The sequence below is a fragment of the Paenibacillus sp. S150 genome, assembly GCF_019352175.1.
GTDB lineage: Bacteria > Bacillota > Bacilli > Paenibacillales > Paenibacillaceae > Paenibacillus_AQ.
In genome coordinates this window covers 68,795-84,055 of the sequence record NZ_JACBYI010000001.1, presented here as the reverse complement: position 1 = coordinate 84,055, position 15,261 = coordinate 68,795, and the positions used below count along the sequence as shown (strand labels likewise).

The following is a 15,261-nucleotide window of genomic DNA, read 5'->3' as shown; positions in this document are numbered from 1 at the left end:
CTCCTGTGGTCTATACTTCTTCCAAAGCCTGAATATATGAAAGCTTCTTTTCATATTCCACCAGCCGTTTGACCGCCCCGTATACATTGGCTGCGCTGACCACAAAGCTGTCCAGCTTGGTGTAGTCTTCATTGATGCATTCGAATATGCCGTCTTGATCGAAGCTGCGGACAGCATCCCTTGTGATCTGCGCGGCAATCAGGCCTTCCCGTTGGGCAAGGCACCAGATGACCCAACCGGACGCGGTTGCCCAGTAAGCTCCGTTCTGATACTCCCCGGGCTGGACCTCAATCAACAGCCGCTCCCAATATTCGCCCCGCGGCAAATGGCGGATCTGTCCCTTATAGGCGTACTTGCGCCAATTCTGCTGAAGATAATCCAGGATGCTCTCCTGATACAGCGCTGCCGGAAAGCCAATGTACAAGAGATAAGCATTACCCCATATATCCACCTGGCGGCAATCTGCGCCTGCCGCGACAAAGGCGCCATGCTCCGGGGCGTACAGCCTTCCGATATTCTGTTCAATGGCATGTGCAAGCCGCTGGTATTTCGCTGCCCCTTCCGCATTGCCGAAGCGGCTGTACAGCCCGCCCATATACTTGCAGCTGCGCCAGAAGAGCAGAGATTCCATAAACAGCTCGCCGGTCTTGCCGATGGTATCGGTAAATCCATAGGGTGAATGGGGATCGTCCGGGTTATTATAGACTAGACCGTTTTCGCTGAGCGGAATAATGTCCAGTCCCCGGCTGAGCGGGCTCTCCCACTGCCGGAACAGGGTTGCTGCGGCTTCCGCAGCCAGGCGTTCCAGATAATGATATACCGCATATACAAGGAAGGGGGTGTTGTCCAAATTCGCCCGGCCCACCGGACTGCCGGCTTCCCCTGCCGAATATACCGGAGTGCCGTCGGCATAAATCCGGTCCGGCATCCAGCCATCTTCGCGCCGGCCCTTCACAATATAAATGATAGCCCTTTCAATATCCTGGTCTTCAATATATTCACCGGCATATTCCACCATATAAGCAAAGTCACGTACCCACAAGGCGTTGTAGCTGGCCACTCCATCCGGCGTAAAAAGAGGAGTGCCGTCCTGTGCCGGAGTAAGGCAGCCTTTGAGCAGCCGCTGCGTTATTTGCCCCAAATGCTCCAGTGTTTCGGTGGTATTCATAAGTGTCACCTTCCTGTGTAAGCGATTTTGTGTTCATTGTAACATAAATCAAATAGTTTTCAATAATATATTGATAAAATAGTTTAATAAAATATATTTACAAAAGTTTGGACCCTTGCTATACTGGGTTTATCAAGCGCTTGCATAAAAAGAGGGTGGACGTATTGGAGAAAAATAATACTAGGATTTTGAAGCTGGCGAACAAATATCTTGTGCTGCAATGCATTACTACCTATGAGCCAATTACGGTGGAAGACATTGTGAAGAAAACGAATCTGAGCAGGCCCACCGTCATCAATTCGGTGAAGGAGCTTACGGAAGAAAACGTGGTTATGAAGGGGGGGCGTGCCGAATCCACGGGCGGCAGAACGGCCGTGCTGCTGACTACCAATGCGGATGCTTATTATGCTGTGGGTGCAGATTTTGAATTCCCGCAGGTAAGAATGGCCATCGCCAATTTAAAAGGAACGATTCTTGCCTCCAGGCAATTTGATTATCCGCTGGAGATTTCGGCGGAAGAAATTATCCGCGATTTGCCGGAGCGGATTCATTCCTTCATTCAAGAATCAGCGGTGGATACCGCCAAGATTGAAGGCGTTGGCCTGGGAATCCCCGGCGTTGTCGATGTCAACAGCGGAAGCTCGAAATATATCGAAAGAATTAGCGGCTGGCGGAACATCGATATTAAGAAAGCCCTGGAGGACAAACTGGGATTTCCCGTATATATCCGCAATGATGTTCATTTAATGGGTTTGGTGGAAAAGCGGTTCTATATGACGGGACAGGATGAAGATTTCATCTATATCGGCCTGCGTTCGGGGATAGGCAGCGCGATTTTTATTGACAACGATATATATGAAGGCAATAACGGCAATGCTGGCTTTATTGGACACATGATTCTTGATATTAACGGTCCCAAGGGCTTCGGCGGTCCCAAGGGCTGCCTTAACGTATTTGCCGGAGAGCTGTCGCTGATTCAAAAATACAGGGAATCCAAGGGGCTGCCGGAGAATCCGCTTACCGGTGAAAGCAGGGGAATCAGGCTGGAGAATCTGGTGCAGCTTGCCGGGGAGGGTGACCGTGTCTGCGCCGATATTCTGGAGGAAGCGGGGAAATATATCGGAACGGCGATTGCCAATATGGTGGAGATATTTGAGATTCCCAAAATTGTCATCGGCGGCTGCTCCAATATTGAGGGCTCGGGACTGTTCCAGGCCGTTCAGAATACGGCCATGGAGTATTTGAAATATCATATAGACAATCCGGTAATCACAGCAGGAAGGCTGCTGGAGGAGGAATATCCGCTGGGCGGCTGCTATCTTGTATTTGATCATATTTTTCATAAGCCCCAGCTGAACCTGCAAATTTGACATCAGGACCGAGGCGGAATGAAGGAGGAATCACACATGGCGAACAGCAGAACCGTTATCGGCATCCGTCCCGTCGTGGATGGAAGGGTGGCAGGGGTCAGAGAAGTACTGGAAGGGCAGACAATGGAGATGGCCCGGGCCGTGGCTGCATTGATCCGCGGGAATCTGCACTATTCCGACGGCACAGCCGTAGAGTGCATAATCGCAGACGGGTGTATAGCCAGTGCGGCCGAAGCACAGCAGACGGAGGACCGCTTCCGCATGGCGAATGTAGGTGCGACCATTTCGGTAACGCCTTGCTGGGCCTATGGAAGTGAAACGATAGATATGGTGCCTGAGCGCCCCAAAGCGATATGGGGCTTCAACGGCTCGGAACGTTCAGGTGCCGTTTATCTGGCGGCAGCGATTTCCGCACACGCCCAGAAGGGGCTTCCGGTATTCGGAATCTACGGGCGCGATGTTCAGGACAAAGAAGACTCCGGCATTCCGGAGGATGTGAAGCAGAAGCTGCTGCAGTTCACGCGCTGCTCCCTGGCAGTCACCGAAATGAAAGGCAAGGCCTATTTATCGCTTGGCTCAGTAAGCATGGGAATTGCCGGCTCCATCGTCAATGAGGATTTCTTCCAAAGCTATCTGGGTATGCGCAATGAATACGTGGATATGAGCGAGATCAGCCGGAGAATACAATTGAATATCTTTGACCCGGAGGAATATGAACGCGCGCTTGCCTGGACACGGGAGAATTGCCGGGAAGGCGAGGATTACAATGAACCGGACGCACAGTTCCCGCGCGCGAAGAAGGATGAGGTCTGGGATTACGTTGTCAAAATGACGTTGATTATCCGCGATCTGATGATTGGCAATCCGGCGCTCGCGAAGCTCGGCTTCCCGGAGGAAGCAATCGGACACGGGTCGATTGCTTCGGGCTTCCAGGGCCAGCGCCACTGGAATGATTATCTGCCCAACGGCGATTTCTCTGAAGCCATACTGAACAGCTCCTTTGACTGGAACGGAATCAGACAAGCCTTCATCGTGGCAACCGAAAATGATAGCCTGAATGCCGTTTCCATGCTGTTCAGCCATCTGCTGACCCATACGGCCCAGGCCTTTGTAGATATCCGCACCTTCTGGAGTGCGGATGCCATCGAGAGGGTAACAGGAACCAGACCGCAAGGAGACGCCGGCGGCGGCGTCATTCATCTCAAAAACTCAGGCTCCGTGGCATTGGACAGCAGCGGCGAGCAGCAAAGGGCCGGCCGGCCTGCAATGAAGCCGTTCTGGGAAATTCAAGAGGATGAGCTGCTGCGGTGCCTGAAGGCAACCACTTGGCATCCCGCGCACCGGGGATACTTCCGCGGCGGCGGCTATTCCAGCCGGCTGCTGTCCAAGGGAGGCATGCCAATCACGCTGTCCCGGATCAATCTGGTGAAGGGCCTGGGGCCTGTAATGCAGATTGCCCAGGGCTATACAATAGACTTGCCTGCAGACATGCACCGGGCACTGGATGAGCGGACCGACCCGGCCTGGCCCACAGCCTGGTTCGTCCCGGAATTGACCGGCAAAGGAGCGTTTCGCGATGTGTACACCGTCATGAATGCATGGGGGGCGAATCATGCGTCGTTCTGCTATGGGCATATCGGCAGTGATTTGATTACGCTTTCATCCATGCTGCGGATTCCGGTAAGCATGCATAATGTGCCGGAGGAACAGTTGTTCCGGCCAAGCGCCTGGCAGGCCTTTGGCATTGAAGACAGCTCCACGGGTATGGATTACAGAGCCTGCGCTAATTATGGGCCTCTGTACGGCAGGTAAGCTTAACGCAAGTTGTGCCTGGCCCGGGGGCGCTTGGCCGGCGCTTCCGGATCTTCACATACAACAAGCTGCACACAAAAAGGGAGGGTATTTCAACATGAGAAAGATTGCCTCGGTATTATTGTCGGTTGCGCTGGTGTCAGCGGCGCTGGCGGGTTGCGGAGATAAAAATACGGCTTCAAACGGCACAGGCGGCGAAGGAAGCGGCTCCACCGAAAAAGTCACTCTGCAGCTTCTGTCCCTGAAGCAGGAGCAAGCCGGTCAGGACGCGTTCAACCAAATCATCGCAAAGTTCGAAGATGAGAACCCCGACATCACCATTGATCTGCAATCCATGAGCTCCGACCAGCTGAAGACGACACTAAGAGCAAGAATCGCCTCCAATGAAATGCCGGATCTGGTTACCTGGATGAAGGAAATTGAGCCGGAGTACCTGTTGGATTTAACGGGTGAGAGCTTTCTGTCCAACCTGAATAATGAGAGCGTTTCCGCTGCAAATACGATCTATGACGGCAAAGTATATGCAATGCCCATAGATAACGGCTACATTGGCTTCTACTACAACAAAGCCGTGCTGGCCGACAACGGGCTTGAGATTCCCAAAACCTTGTCCGAGCTGAAGGCTGTCTCTGAAGCGCTCAAAGCAAAAGGCATTCCGGCCTTTGCCACAGGAGCGAAGGACTTATCGGTAGCCTACATGCCGCTGATTGCCCTGTTTTCTGAAACGGTGTTCGGACAGAATCCGGACTGGTCCCAGCAGAGAGACGAAGGAAGTGTCAAGATCGCCACAGATGCCAACTGGAAGCTGGCTTTTGATCTGCACAAAGATTATGTATACGGTTTCAGTGATACCTCGAATGCCTTCAACATCAGCTATGATGACGCCAATGCCATGCTTGCACAGGGAAAGGCGGCGTTCTACGGCAACGGATCATGGGCGCTTGAACCGATCCGCCAGGTGGGACCGGATGCCGATATCGGCCTGATGGCCTTCCCTGTCTCGGAGAACCCGGAAGATGCCAAGCTGCTGGTATTCCCCGACACTTCACTGTCGGTTGCCAAAGACAGCAAGCACACGGCCGAAGCCAAGAAATTCCTGGAGTTCATGACTACGGAGACAGCCGGAACCATCTGGTCGGAAACTGTCAAGGTTTCCTCCAGTGTAAATGGTGTGAACGTGGATTATGATCCGATTGCAGCGGATATCAATGAGTATATCTCCAGCGGACAATTCACGCCATACGGAGACAGAGTTCTGAGATCGGTATTTACCGACAAGCTCTGGGAGGATTTCTCGAAATACATGCTGGGCAAAACCGACTGGAGCAAGCTTTCCGCCGATTTGGACACCGCTTGGGATAAAGCCCGGGAAATTGAGCAAAACAATTAAATCAAACTTTTAAACTGTACGGATATTCCAGGGTGCACTGTCTGTGGAGTATCCGTCTTCTCAAATTTGCTGTCGTCCGGTTCATGCTTGCTGAAAAAGGAGGGAAGAAAGCAATGAGAACCAAAAGAAAAAACTTCTTTTTCTTCTTGATCCTGCTGCCGGCATTAACGCTGTTTACCGTCTTCTTTATTATTCCTGTCGTCCAGAGTCTGCTGCTGTCATTTACCGATGCTTACGGCATGAGGACAAGCAATAATTTTGTGGGACTGCAGAATTACCGCGAGGCGATTATGGACAGCAGCTTCCGGCAGACGATTTATGCCACGCTGATCTTTACGGCCACAGCCGTTGTTTTCGGCAATCTCTTATCGCTGGGTCTGGCGCTGCTGCTGGATACCAAGCTGAAGGGACGGAATTTTCTCCGCTCACTGTTTTTCATTCCCAATATTATGAGCCTCTTGGTAGTAGGGTATGTGTGGTCATTCGTGTACAGCGATGCGATTCCCGATTTGATCTCCTTTCTGCAGCTTCCCGGCGCCTGGCGCGGCTCGATTCTCGGGAATTCCAATATCGTCCTGTTTGCTCTGGCGCTGGCCGCCATATGGAACAGCGCAGGGTATTATATGATTATTTATTTGGCGGCCCTGCAGGGAATCCCGGATGAGCTGATGGAAGCGGCCAAGATTGACGGAGCCAAGCCCCGGGATATTTTATTCAGAATCAAGCTGCCGCTGATCTCCCCCATTATCGTCATGTGTCTGATTCTTTCCACGGCTGCGCATATCAAGGTGTTCGAGCTTCCATTCACCATGACCTCGGGCGGTCCGGCGGGTGCCTCCATGACGATGGTGCTGAAAATTTACAATACGGCCTTTAACGCCAATCAAACCGGGCTTGCTACGGCACAATCGACTATTTTCTTCATTCTGATTGCGGTGATTACGCTGGTTCTGACCAGAATCATGAAATCAAGGGAGGAGAAGATCTGATGAAGGCTCCCGCACAGCATAGAAGGGTTACACCGCGCAAGATCATGTTAAATGTGCTGGTCTGGTTCTTTGGACTTTTGTTTTTTGCTCCAATTTATATCGTTGTGCTGAACTCCTTCAAGACCAAGCCGGAAATGCTGATATCAACCGTTGCGCTGCCCTCCAAAGTGAATTTTTCCAACTACGCGACGATTGTGACCAATAATGACTTTCTCTCCTCGCTGTGGTTCAGCGTTCTGGTTGTCGCCTGCACGACGGCCCTTACCGTCCTGGTATCCGCATTGGCAGGGTATTCGCTCGCCCGCTGGAAAAGCAAGTTCTCCGGAGGCGTGATGCTGGTTTTCCTGACCACCCTGTTTGTTCCGTTCCAGGTGTATATGGTGGCTCTGATTGTGATTGCCCGCCAGCTTCACTTCACGGGAAGTCCGGCGGGTCTGGTGCTGATCTATATTGCCCTGGGGATGCCGGTGCCGATCTTTCTCTACAGAAGCTACGTGCACACCATGTCCACGGAGATCGAGGAAGCGGCGGCCATCGACGGCTGCGGCAATCTGCAAATGTTCTTCCGGGTTGTCTTTCCGCTGATGAAGCCGATCACGGCAACCGTTGCCGTGCTGAACGCGCTGTGGGCCTGGGGCGAGTTTCTGGTCGCTTTTCTCGTATACGGCAACCATAAGCCCATGACGATTCCACTGTCCCAGCAATATTTTTACGGCAGCTACAATCAGCAATGGAACCTTATCATGGCGGGGTTTGTCATCTCTACGATACCGATTGTGATCTTTTATATTCTCATGCAAAAGCATATTGTAAAAGGCATCGCCGCAGGTGCGGTGAAGGGCTGAATGACTGGAACAGGAGGCGGGGAGACACATGTACAGTTCGATTGCCGGCAAGGTCGCCAGTACGGTGGCCGGTCTGAAAAGAGTAAAGCCGGAGCTGGTTCCTCTATTCGAGCAATGCTACAGCAATACTCTGGAGACGACCATTGAACGCCTGGGCGACAGCACGACCTTCATGATCACCGGGGATATACCCGCGATGTGGTTAAGGGACTCTTCGGCCCAGGTCAGGCCTTATATACAGCTGGCGGCGCAGGATGCCGAGCTGGCAGGCATGATCAGAGGACTGATTATGCGTCAGGCCGGGTATCTGCTGCTGGACCCGTATGCGAATGCTTTTAATAAAGAGGGAAACGGTGCCGGACATCAGCAGGATATCACCCGCATGGGACCGTGGATCTGGGAGCGCAAATATGAGCTGGATTCCTTATGCTATCCGGTTCAGCTGCTGCAGGATTACTGGTCGGCTACGGGTGACGACAGTATTTTTGATGAGACCATCCACAGCATGCTGCAGGCCATTGTGGCCACGATGAGGACCGAGCAGCACCACGACGAGCAGTCTGAATACTCCTTCGAACGGCTGGAAGTGACGCTGCCTTCGGATACACTCCCCTTTGACGGACGCGGCACACGGACCAATTTTACCGGCATGGTCTGGTCGGGCTTCCGGCCAAGCGATGATGCCTGCCAATTTGGCTATTTGATTCCGGCCAATATGTTTGCGGCGGTGATTCTGAAGCATGTGGCGCATTATGCCGATCTTTTTTATAAGGATGGAGAGCTGGCGGCGGCAGCCGGCAAGCTGGGCCGCGAGATTGAGTTCGGCATTGAAAATTACGGCGTATACAGACATCCGGTCTTTGGAGAAATCTACGCTTATGAAACGGACGGCTACGGCAACTACAATCTGATGGATGACGCGAACGTGCCCAGCCTGCTGTCCATCCCTTATCTTGGCTACCGTGATCTTCATGACCCGATGTATCAGCGAACGCGGTCTTTCGTGCTCAGTACGGAGAATCCTTACTACTTCGCCGGGAGATATGCCCGGGGAATCGGCAGTCCGCATACGCCGTACGGTTATATCTGGCATATCGGCCTGATTATGCAGGGATTGACGGCCAATGACCTGGAGGAAAAAGAGGAGCTGCTCCGCCAGCTGGCCGCAACCACCGGAGGGACGCAGCTGATGCATGAGAGCTTTGACCCCGACCGGCCGGAAGAGTATACGCGGGAGTGGTTCGGCTGGGCCAACAGTCTGTTCGGGCTATTTGTGACGGAATGGCTGGAATCGCTCTAAGGTAAGAGCACCGTTCACCCGCAAAAGAAAGCGCCAGCCGCTCATTGCACCGTAAAGGTGATGGGGGTTGGCGCTTTCAGTTATGCTGCGGGCTATGCGCAGGTCAGCCGATCCAGATCCGCTGTGAGCTGTGGTCTCCGGAGTTTCTGCCGATCATAATGTCAAATTCCCCCGGCTCGAAGACAAGCTGGCCGTCCATGCCGTAGAACATCAGCATATCCCTTGTGATTCCGAAGGAGACCTTCTGTTTCTCATGCGCGGCCAGGGACAGCTGGCGGAAGCCCTTCAGCTCTTTGGCCGGACGCACGACACTGGCGCTGACATCGCGGATATAGAGCTGGACGGTTTCTTTGCCGGCGATGTCCGAAGTGTTCTCTACCTCAATGGAAGCGGTAATCCGGTCAGCGGCTTCAGCGGCTTCAACCGCAAAGCTGCTGTAGGCAAAACGGGAATAGCTCAGGCCGTAGCCGAAGCAGAACAGCGGCTCATTGGGACAGTCCAGATACCGGGTTACATAACGGACCTGCGGATACTGTGGATCATAGGGGCGTCCCGTCTGATAGGCATTGTAATATACCGGAATTTGCCCCACCGTATAGGGAAAGCTCATGGACAGACGCCCGGAGGGATTGTAGTCCCCGAACAGCACATCGGCGAGCGAATTCCCGGACTCTGTACCCAGAAACCAGGCCTGCACCAGGGCGTCGCTGGCCTCAAGGACAGGCTTCAGCTCCAGCGGACGGCCGCTGAATACAATGGTGATAACTTTTTTGCCGGTATCCTTCAGGCGCCATATCAGCTTCTCCTGATTGGGCGACAGGCGCAGGCCGGCCTTGCTGCCGCCTTCCCCGGTGTCCTGTTGATTCTCGCCGACGGCGGCAAGAATGACATCGCAATCCTTCAAGCGGTTATACGCTTCTTCCGTTTCATCCCCGACATCAAAGATCCCCTCCAGCATGCTGCCCAGCTCGCCGGTCATGGCCGTGAGAATGTCTCCGGCAGAGGTTTTTTGCGAAATTCCGGTGTAGAGCGATACGGCGGAATCCTTTTCCGTCCCGGCCCAGCCGCCCAGCACCTGAGCAGAGGCTGCGAAGGGACCGGCCAGGCCGATCTTCAGCCCGCGCTTAAGCGGCAAGGCTTCATTGTCATTCTTGAGCAGCACAACCGAGCCGGCCCCCAGCTCCCGCGCAGCCTGCAGATGCTCTGTGTCCGGTTCAGCCGCCTCGTCCGCCAGCGGATCGGCATCCTTGAACGGATTGTCGAACAGGCCCAGCGCGTCCTTGAGCTCCAGCACCCGGACGACCGCTTCGTCGATCACAGCCTCATTCAGCTTGCCCTGCTCGACCAGTTCGGCGCCATGGCCCAGATAGTGGGTGGACATCATTTCCATATCCAGCCCGGCCGCCAGACTTTTCTCCGCGGCCTCACGGCCATCCTGCGCAGCGCCATGGGGAATCTGCTCATTGACGGAATTGAAGTCGGCGATGGTCACGCCGCCGAAGCCCCATTCCTCCCGCAGGATTCCGCGGAGAAGCGGCTTATTGCCGCTTGCCGGGATGCGGTCTACCGTATTGAAGGCCGCCATCACCATGGCTACCCCGGCATCTACGGCTGCTTTGTAAGCAGGCAGATAAAATTCACGCAATACACCGGAGGACATATCCACCGTGTTGTATTCGCGTCCGCCTTCGGGCGCACCATAGCCGGCGAAATGCTTCACACAGGCCGCGATGCGGCCTTTTTCCTTCAGGTCCTTGCCCTGATAGCCGCGGACCATGCTCTCGGCAACCCGGGCATTGAGATAAGGGTCCTCGCCGGAGGTTTCCATGACGCGTCCCCAGCGCGGATCGCGTACGAGATCGGTCATGGGCGAGAAGGTAACGTGAATGCCTGCCGCCGCGCTCTCCTTGGCGGCAAGCTCGGCGAATCTTTCACAGGCCGCCAGGTCAAAGCTGCAGCCCATCGCCAGCGGTATCGGCAGAATGGTCCGGTAGCCGTGAATGACATCCGCCATGAAGAGCAGAGGGATCTTCTGGCGGCTCATTTGCAGGTGCCGGGTCTGCAGCTCGATTACATTCCTGGCCCCAATGCCGTTCAGTACGCTTCCAATGCTTTTAATTACCTCCGGTTCTATGCTTAGTTCCTTGAACGGACCCGTTAAATCCACGGTATCGTCCAGACCCCAATAGTGAGGACCCAGCTGGGTTAATTGGGCGAGCTTCTCGTCCAGCGTCATATCATTCACAAGAGCTTGGATAAACGGTTTCGTCATGGTTAACTCCTTCTTCCAGGGCGCACGGAAAGTTATTGTTATAGATAGATGTGCAGCTCCGGTGTGCGGGACGGGCCTGAGCCGATGTGATAAACCAGGGTCAGGATGCGGCCGAAGCAATCATAAGTGAAGCGCAGTCCGCCCAGACTGGCAGGCAGCGCCGGATCAATGACAAGGCTGCCCTGCCGTGAAGCGGATGCGGGAGCCCCGAAACGGGCTGGTTCAGATGCGTTTGAGTAGCCTGGACACATGGTATGAAGTGTAAAGGGAATTCATAAGCAGATGTCATATATAAGGGTGACATTTTCCGCAAAAAATTTAATAGAAACGTTTCCATATTTGTTACTCTTCGATATTAGTCTCCAGATAAAAAATTGTCAATAATCTTTAAAGTAATGGATATTTCAGAAAAAATCGCCCAAAAAATGTAATATTAGTACTTGAAATTAAAAAATAATTTCGATTGACAGCGTATACATTTCAGGAGTATGCTCTTCGCAAGGGGAGTTCCAAAAAAACTATGGAAACGTTTCTATATTGTTAGTCACGCTGTTTATCGTTAAAACTGGAGGTGGGCTCATTGGCAAGATTTATGCATGCAGGCGGGAATATTGTCCGGGAAGTGATCAAGAACAAGGTTCTTTTTTTCATGCTGCTGCCTGTAATTCTGTATTTTGTAATCTTCCACTATGCGGTAATGCCAGGCGCTTATGTCGCATTTGTAGACTACAATCTCAACAAGGGGATTTTCGGAAGCCAGTTCATCGGCCTGAAAAATTTCGAATTCCTGGTTCAAAACGGCGATCTTTGGAATATTACGAAAAATACGCTGCTCTACAATCTCGTCTTTCTCGCCTTGGGAAATATCATTCAAATTGTATTTGCCATTATGCTGTCCGAAATCTCGGGCAAATGGTTCAAAAAGGTGTCCCAGTCCGTCATTCTCCTTCCCAACTTCATTTCCATGGTTATCGTCGGCGTGTTTGCCTACAATATCTTCAATTTCAACTCGGGCTTTATCAACACACTGTTTGCCGGTGCCGGGCTGGACCGTTATGAGTTCTATTCCGATCCGGGGATTTGGAAGTATATCATTGTGGCCTTCAAGATCTGGGCCGGAACCGGATACGGGATGATTGTCTATCTGGCGGCCATCACTGGAATTAATCATGATTTGTACGAGGCTGCGTATATGGATGGGGCCACTACCTGGCAGCGGATCCGCTACATGACCCTGCCGATTCTGAAGCCAACCTTCATTCTGCTGCTGCTGTTCGGGATGGGGGGGATTCTCAAAGGCTCCTTCGACCTGTTCTATAATCTGATCGGCACCAACTCCGTACTGTATCCGCAGACGGATATCATTGATACGTATGTCTTCCGTTCCCTGGTGGGGCAGTTCAACTTCTCGATGGGAGCGGCCGTAGGCTTCTACCAATCCTTATTCGGCCTGATTCTGGTGCTGGCAGTCAACTTTATCGTACGCAAGGTCGAACCGGACAGCGCGTTGTTTTAACAATTCTACTTGGTCCAGATATGAAACAGGGGTGATGACAGTGAAAAAGTCAACCATAAAACAGGACTCCGGCAGTATCCTCATTAAAGGGGTCAGCTATGTAAGCATTACAATCTTTGCGCTGATTTGCTTATTTCCTTTTGCGCTAATGATCTCGTCCTCGTTCATGAACGAGCAGGAAATTGTCCGCGAGGGCTACAAGCTGCTGCCGAAGGAATTTTCCTTTAAGGCTTACGAGATGCTGCTGGGCAACTCTACCCAGCTGGTGAATGCGTACCAGGTCACTATTTTTATCACCGTAGTGGGTACGGTCCTTGGACTGTTTATGATGTCGATGGCCGGCTTCGTGCTCAACCGCAAGGATTTCAAATACCGCAATTTCTTTTCTTTTCTGATTTACTTCACGACGCTCTTCAGCGGCGGCTTGATTCCAGCCTATATTCTGATGGTCAAGCACCTTCATCTCAAGGACAGCCTGTTCGCCATGATTCTGCCGGGTGTGGTGGGCGCCTGGTCCATCTTCCTGATGCGCAATTTCATGAAGGCGATTCCTGATTCCTTATATGAATCCGCTACCATCGACGGTGCCGGCGACTTCCGCATCTATTGGCGGATCTTTATTCCGCTGGCGGTTCCCTCCCTGGCGACCATTGGACTATTCTCGGCGCTGGGCTTTTGGAATGAATGGTATAACGGGATGCTGTATATCGACACTCCGGCGAAATATCCGCTTCAATACTTCCTGCAGCGAATGGTCAACCAGACGAACCTTGGTGCTCTCATCAACTCGGGGGCGGTCATCAATACAGCCGATCTGCCGACGCAATCCATCAAGATGGCTACAGCCGTGCTGGCCACCGGGCCGATTATTCTCCTCTATCCGTTTGTTCAGCGTTATTTCGTAACAGGCCTTACCATCGGGGCTGTAAAGGGTTAATGGACGCCTGCTTGTCGAAGGGCGTTTATTATAAATGACAGATTTCATAATATAGAAGAGAAAAGGGAGGCTTACCTAATGAAAGGCAAAAAGATTGTGTCTTCTTTAATCGCTGTCCTCATGCTTGCCGGGGTATTAACAGCCTGCACATCCAACAGCAATGAGTCCGGCAATGCTCCGGCAGCTTCGGGAGCACCGGAAAGCTCGGCTGACACAGGAGGCGCGGATACTTCCAAGGAGGCCAAGCTGGTGTACTACCTGTGGGGCAGCGAAGGGGTGGCCAACAAGGCGATTCTCGCCGAGATCAACAAGAAGCTGAAGGCGGATCTCAATGCAACCATTGAAGTGAAGTATATCGACTGGCCGGATACGGCGACCAAGTACCCGTTGTTATTCGCTTCCGGTGAAAAGTTTGATATGTCGCATGCCTCTCCCGGAGCGCCGGTCTCTTACTTTACACTGGCCAGTGAAGGCGCTCTGGTGGACATTACTGAGATGCTGGACAAGGTTGCTCCCAAGCTGAAGGCGGAAATCCCGGACAGTGTCTGGGAGAATACCAAGTACAAGGGCAAAATTTATGGCGTTCCGAGTCTTTACAGCGAATATACGCCTACCGGATATGCCTACCGTTCGGACCTGCTGAAGAAATATGGTATGGATAAAATCACCTCTCTGGACGAAATGGTCGAATATATGGATAATGTCGTCGAGAATGAATCGTTCCCGCCGATTAACGGGAAGGCTGAAGATGCGGCGAATATGTTCAGAATGCTGGTGGACACCACGGATATGTGGCTTAATGCACCGGGGATTTCTTTAAATGAACTGAATCTGGTGACCAAAAGTCCCGAGGATTATAAAACCGTCTTTCATCCGGCCTTCACCCAGGAGTTCGAGGATTGGGCTGTGAAGATGCGCGAATGGGCGGATAAAGGCTATTGGAGCAAGGACGTGCTGTCTGCAACCCTCGGCGGCAAGGATAACTTCCGGGCGGCCAATTCTGCGGGCTATCTGACGCATGCCCAGGACTGGATCGGCCAATATGGTGCGGATTTGAAGGCACAGCCGGATTCAGACCCTTACTTCTTCACCTTCGCTGAAGCCAATAAGAAGATCAAACGCAAGATGGGCGTGGACAACTCCACCGTAATCAGCACCAACTCGGCCAATCCGGAACGCGCACTGATGGTGATTGAGAAGTTCATGACCGATCAAAGCTACTACAACCTTATTCAATACGGAATTGAAGGCAAGCAATATGTCATTGAAGACGGTGTGAAGAAGAATCCTCCGGGCTACAATGAAAAAACGGATGCCGGCGGCTTCTCGGCCTGGTCCCTCAGAAATGACAAATTCGTGGTTCCAAGCGATACCGAAAATCCGATCCGCAACTCCTTGTTCGCGGAATGGGACAAAGTCGCCATCGATGATCCGTACAACGGCTTCAGCTTTGATCCATCGAATGTGACTACGGAAATTGCCGCCATCTCCAATGTCAATTCACAGCTGGGCATTCAGCTGATGCTTGGCAAAACAAGCAAGGACCCCAAAGCGGCGGTTGCGGATTACCGCGAGCAGCTGCAAAAAGCAGGAGTTGACAAGGTCATTGCCGAAGTAGAGAAGCAATTGGCAGAATTTGTTCCTGTCAACTAGGAGCTGCCT

The 15,261-nt window shown here is 52.5% G+C and carries 12 protein-coding genes; 9 read left to right on the top strand and 3 right to left on the bottom strand.

Going from position 1 to position 15,261, the window contains the following annotated elements:
* Positions 1-10: 10 nt before the first annotated feature.
* Complete coding sequence (locus HYD27_RS00350; RefSeq protein ID WP_219210239.1) at positions 11-1,168, bottom strand: glucosidase family protein; 1,158 nt, start codon at positions 1,166-1,168, stop codon at positions 11-13.
* 164 nt (positions 1,169-1,332) lie between these two features.
* Between HYD27_RS00350 and HYD27_RS00345 the strand changes: the two genes are divergently transcribed.
* The 6 genes from HYD27_RS00345 to HYD27_RS00320 all read left to right on the top strand — a co-directional run bounded on the left by HYD27_RS00345 (position 1,333) and on the right by HYD27_RS00320 (position 8,874).
* Entirely contained in the window at positions 1,333-2,538 is a 1,206-nt protein-coding gene (locus HYD27_RS00345; RefSeq protein WP_219210237.1) for an ROK family transcriptional regulator, read from the top strand.
* Positions 2,539-2,574: 36 nt separating this feature from the next.
* Complete coding sequence (locus HYD27_RS00340; RefSeq protein WP_228744840.1) at positions 2,575-4,350, top strand: L-fucose isomerase; 1,776 nt, start codon at positions 2,575-2,577, stop codon at positions 4,348-4,350.
* Between the two features lie 97 nt (positions 4,351-4,447).
* Positions 4,448-5,740: an ABC transporter substrate-binding protein gene (locus tag HYD27_RS00335; RefSeq protein ID WP_219210233.1), complete on the top strand. Its 1,293-nt coding sequence runs from the start codon at positions 4,448-4,450 to the stop codon at positions 5,738-5,740.
* A 113-nt stretch (positions 5,741-5,853) separates the two neighbouring features.
* On the top strand, positions 5,854-6,729 hold the full coding sequence (locus tag HYD27_RS00330; protein WP_219210230.1) for a carbohydrate ABC transporter permease: 876 nt from the start codon (positions 5,854-5,856) through the stop codon (positions 6,727-6,729).
* Entirely contained in the window at positions 6,729-7,574 is an 846-nt protein-coding gene (locus HYD27_RS00325) for a carbohydrate ABC transporter permease (protein ID WP_219210229.1), read from the top strand. The genes HYD27_RS00330 and HYD27_RS00325 overlap by 1 nt, the downstream gene beginning before the upstream one ends.
* A gap of 28 nt (positions 7,575-7,602) precedes the next feature.
* A complete protein-coding gene (locus HYD27_RS00320) occupies positions 7,603-8,874 on the top strand; it encodes a glycoside hydrolase family 125 protein (protein ID WP_219210228.1) in 1,272 nt (423 codons plus the stop codon).
* A gap of 103 nt (positions 8,875-8,977) precedes the next feature.
* Here HYD27_RS00320 and bglX read toward each other — a convergent pair whose 3' ends face one another.
* Positions 8,978-11,146: a beta-glucosidase BglX gene (bglX, locus tag HYD27_RS00315; protein ID WP_219210227.1), complete on the bottom strand. Its 2,169-nt coding sequence runs from the start codon at positions 11,144-11,146 to the stop codon at positions 8,978-8,980.
* A 38-nt stretch (positions 11,147-11,184) separates the two neighbouring features.
* Positions 11,185-11,397, bottom strand: coding sequence for a hypothetical protein (locus HYD27_RS32825; RefSeq protein WP_375373878.1), 213 nt, complete (start codon positions 11,395-11,397; stop codon positions 11,185-11,187).
* Between the two features lie 320 nt (positions 11,398-11,717).
* On the opposite strand from HYD27_RS32825, the gene HYD27_RS00310 reads away from it, so the two are divergent.
* From HYD27_RS00310 to HYD27_RS00300, 3 genes are all read left to right on the top strand, one after another.
* Positions 11,718-12,662 carry an ABC transporter permease gene (locus tag HYD27_RS00310; RefSeq protein ID WP_375373877.1) on the top strand — a complete coding sequence of 315 codons (945 nt, stop codon included), beginning with the start codon at positions 11,718-11,720 and terminating at the stop codon, positions 12,660-12,662.
* Positions 12,663-12,702: 40 nt separating this feature from the next.
* On the top strand, positions 12,703-13,599 hold the full coding sequence (locus HYD27_RS00305; RefSeq protein WP_309241990.1) for a carbohydrate ABC transporter permease: 897 nt from the start codon (positions 12,703-12,705) through the stop codon (positions 13,597-13,599).
* A 78-nt stretch (positions 13,600-13,677) separates the two neighbouring features.
* Positions 13,678-15,252: a DUF3502 domain-containing protein gene (locus HYD27_RS00300; protein ID WP_219210225.1), complete on the top strand. Its 1,575-nt coding sequence runs from the start codon at positions 13,678-13,680 to the stop codon at positions 15,250-15,252.
* Positions 15,253-15,261: the final 9 nt, after the last annotated feature.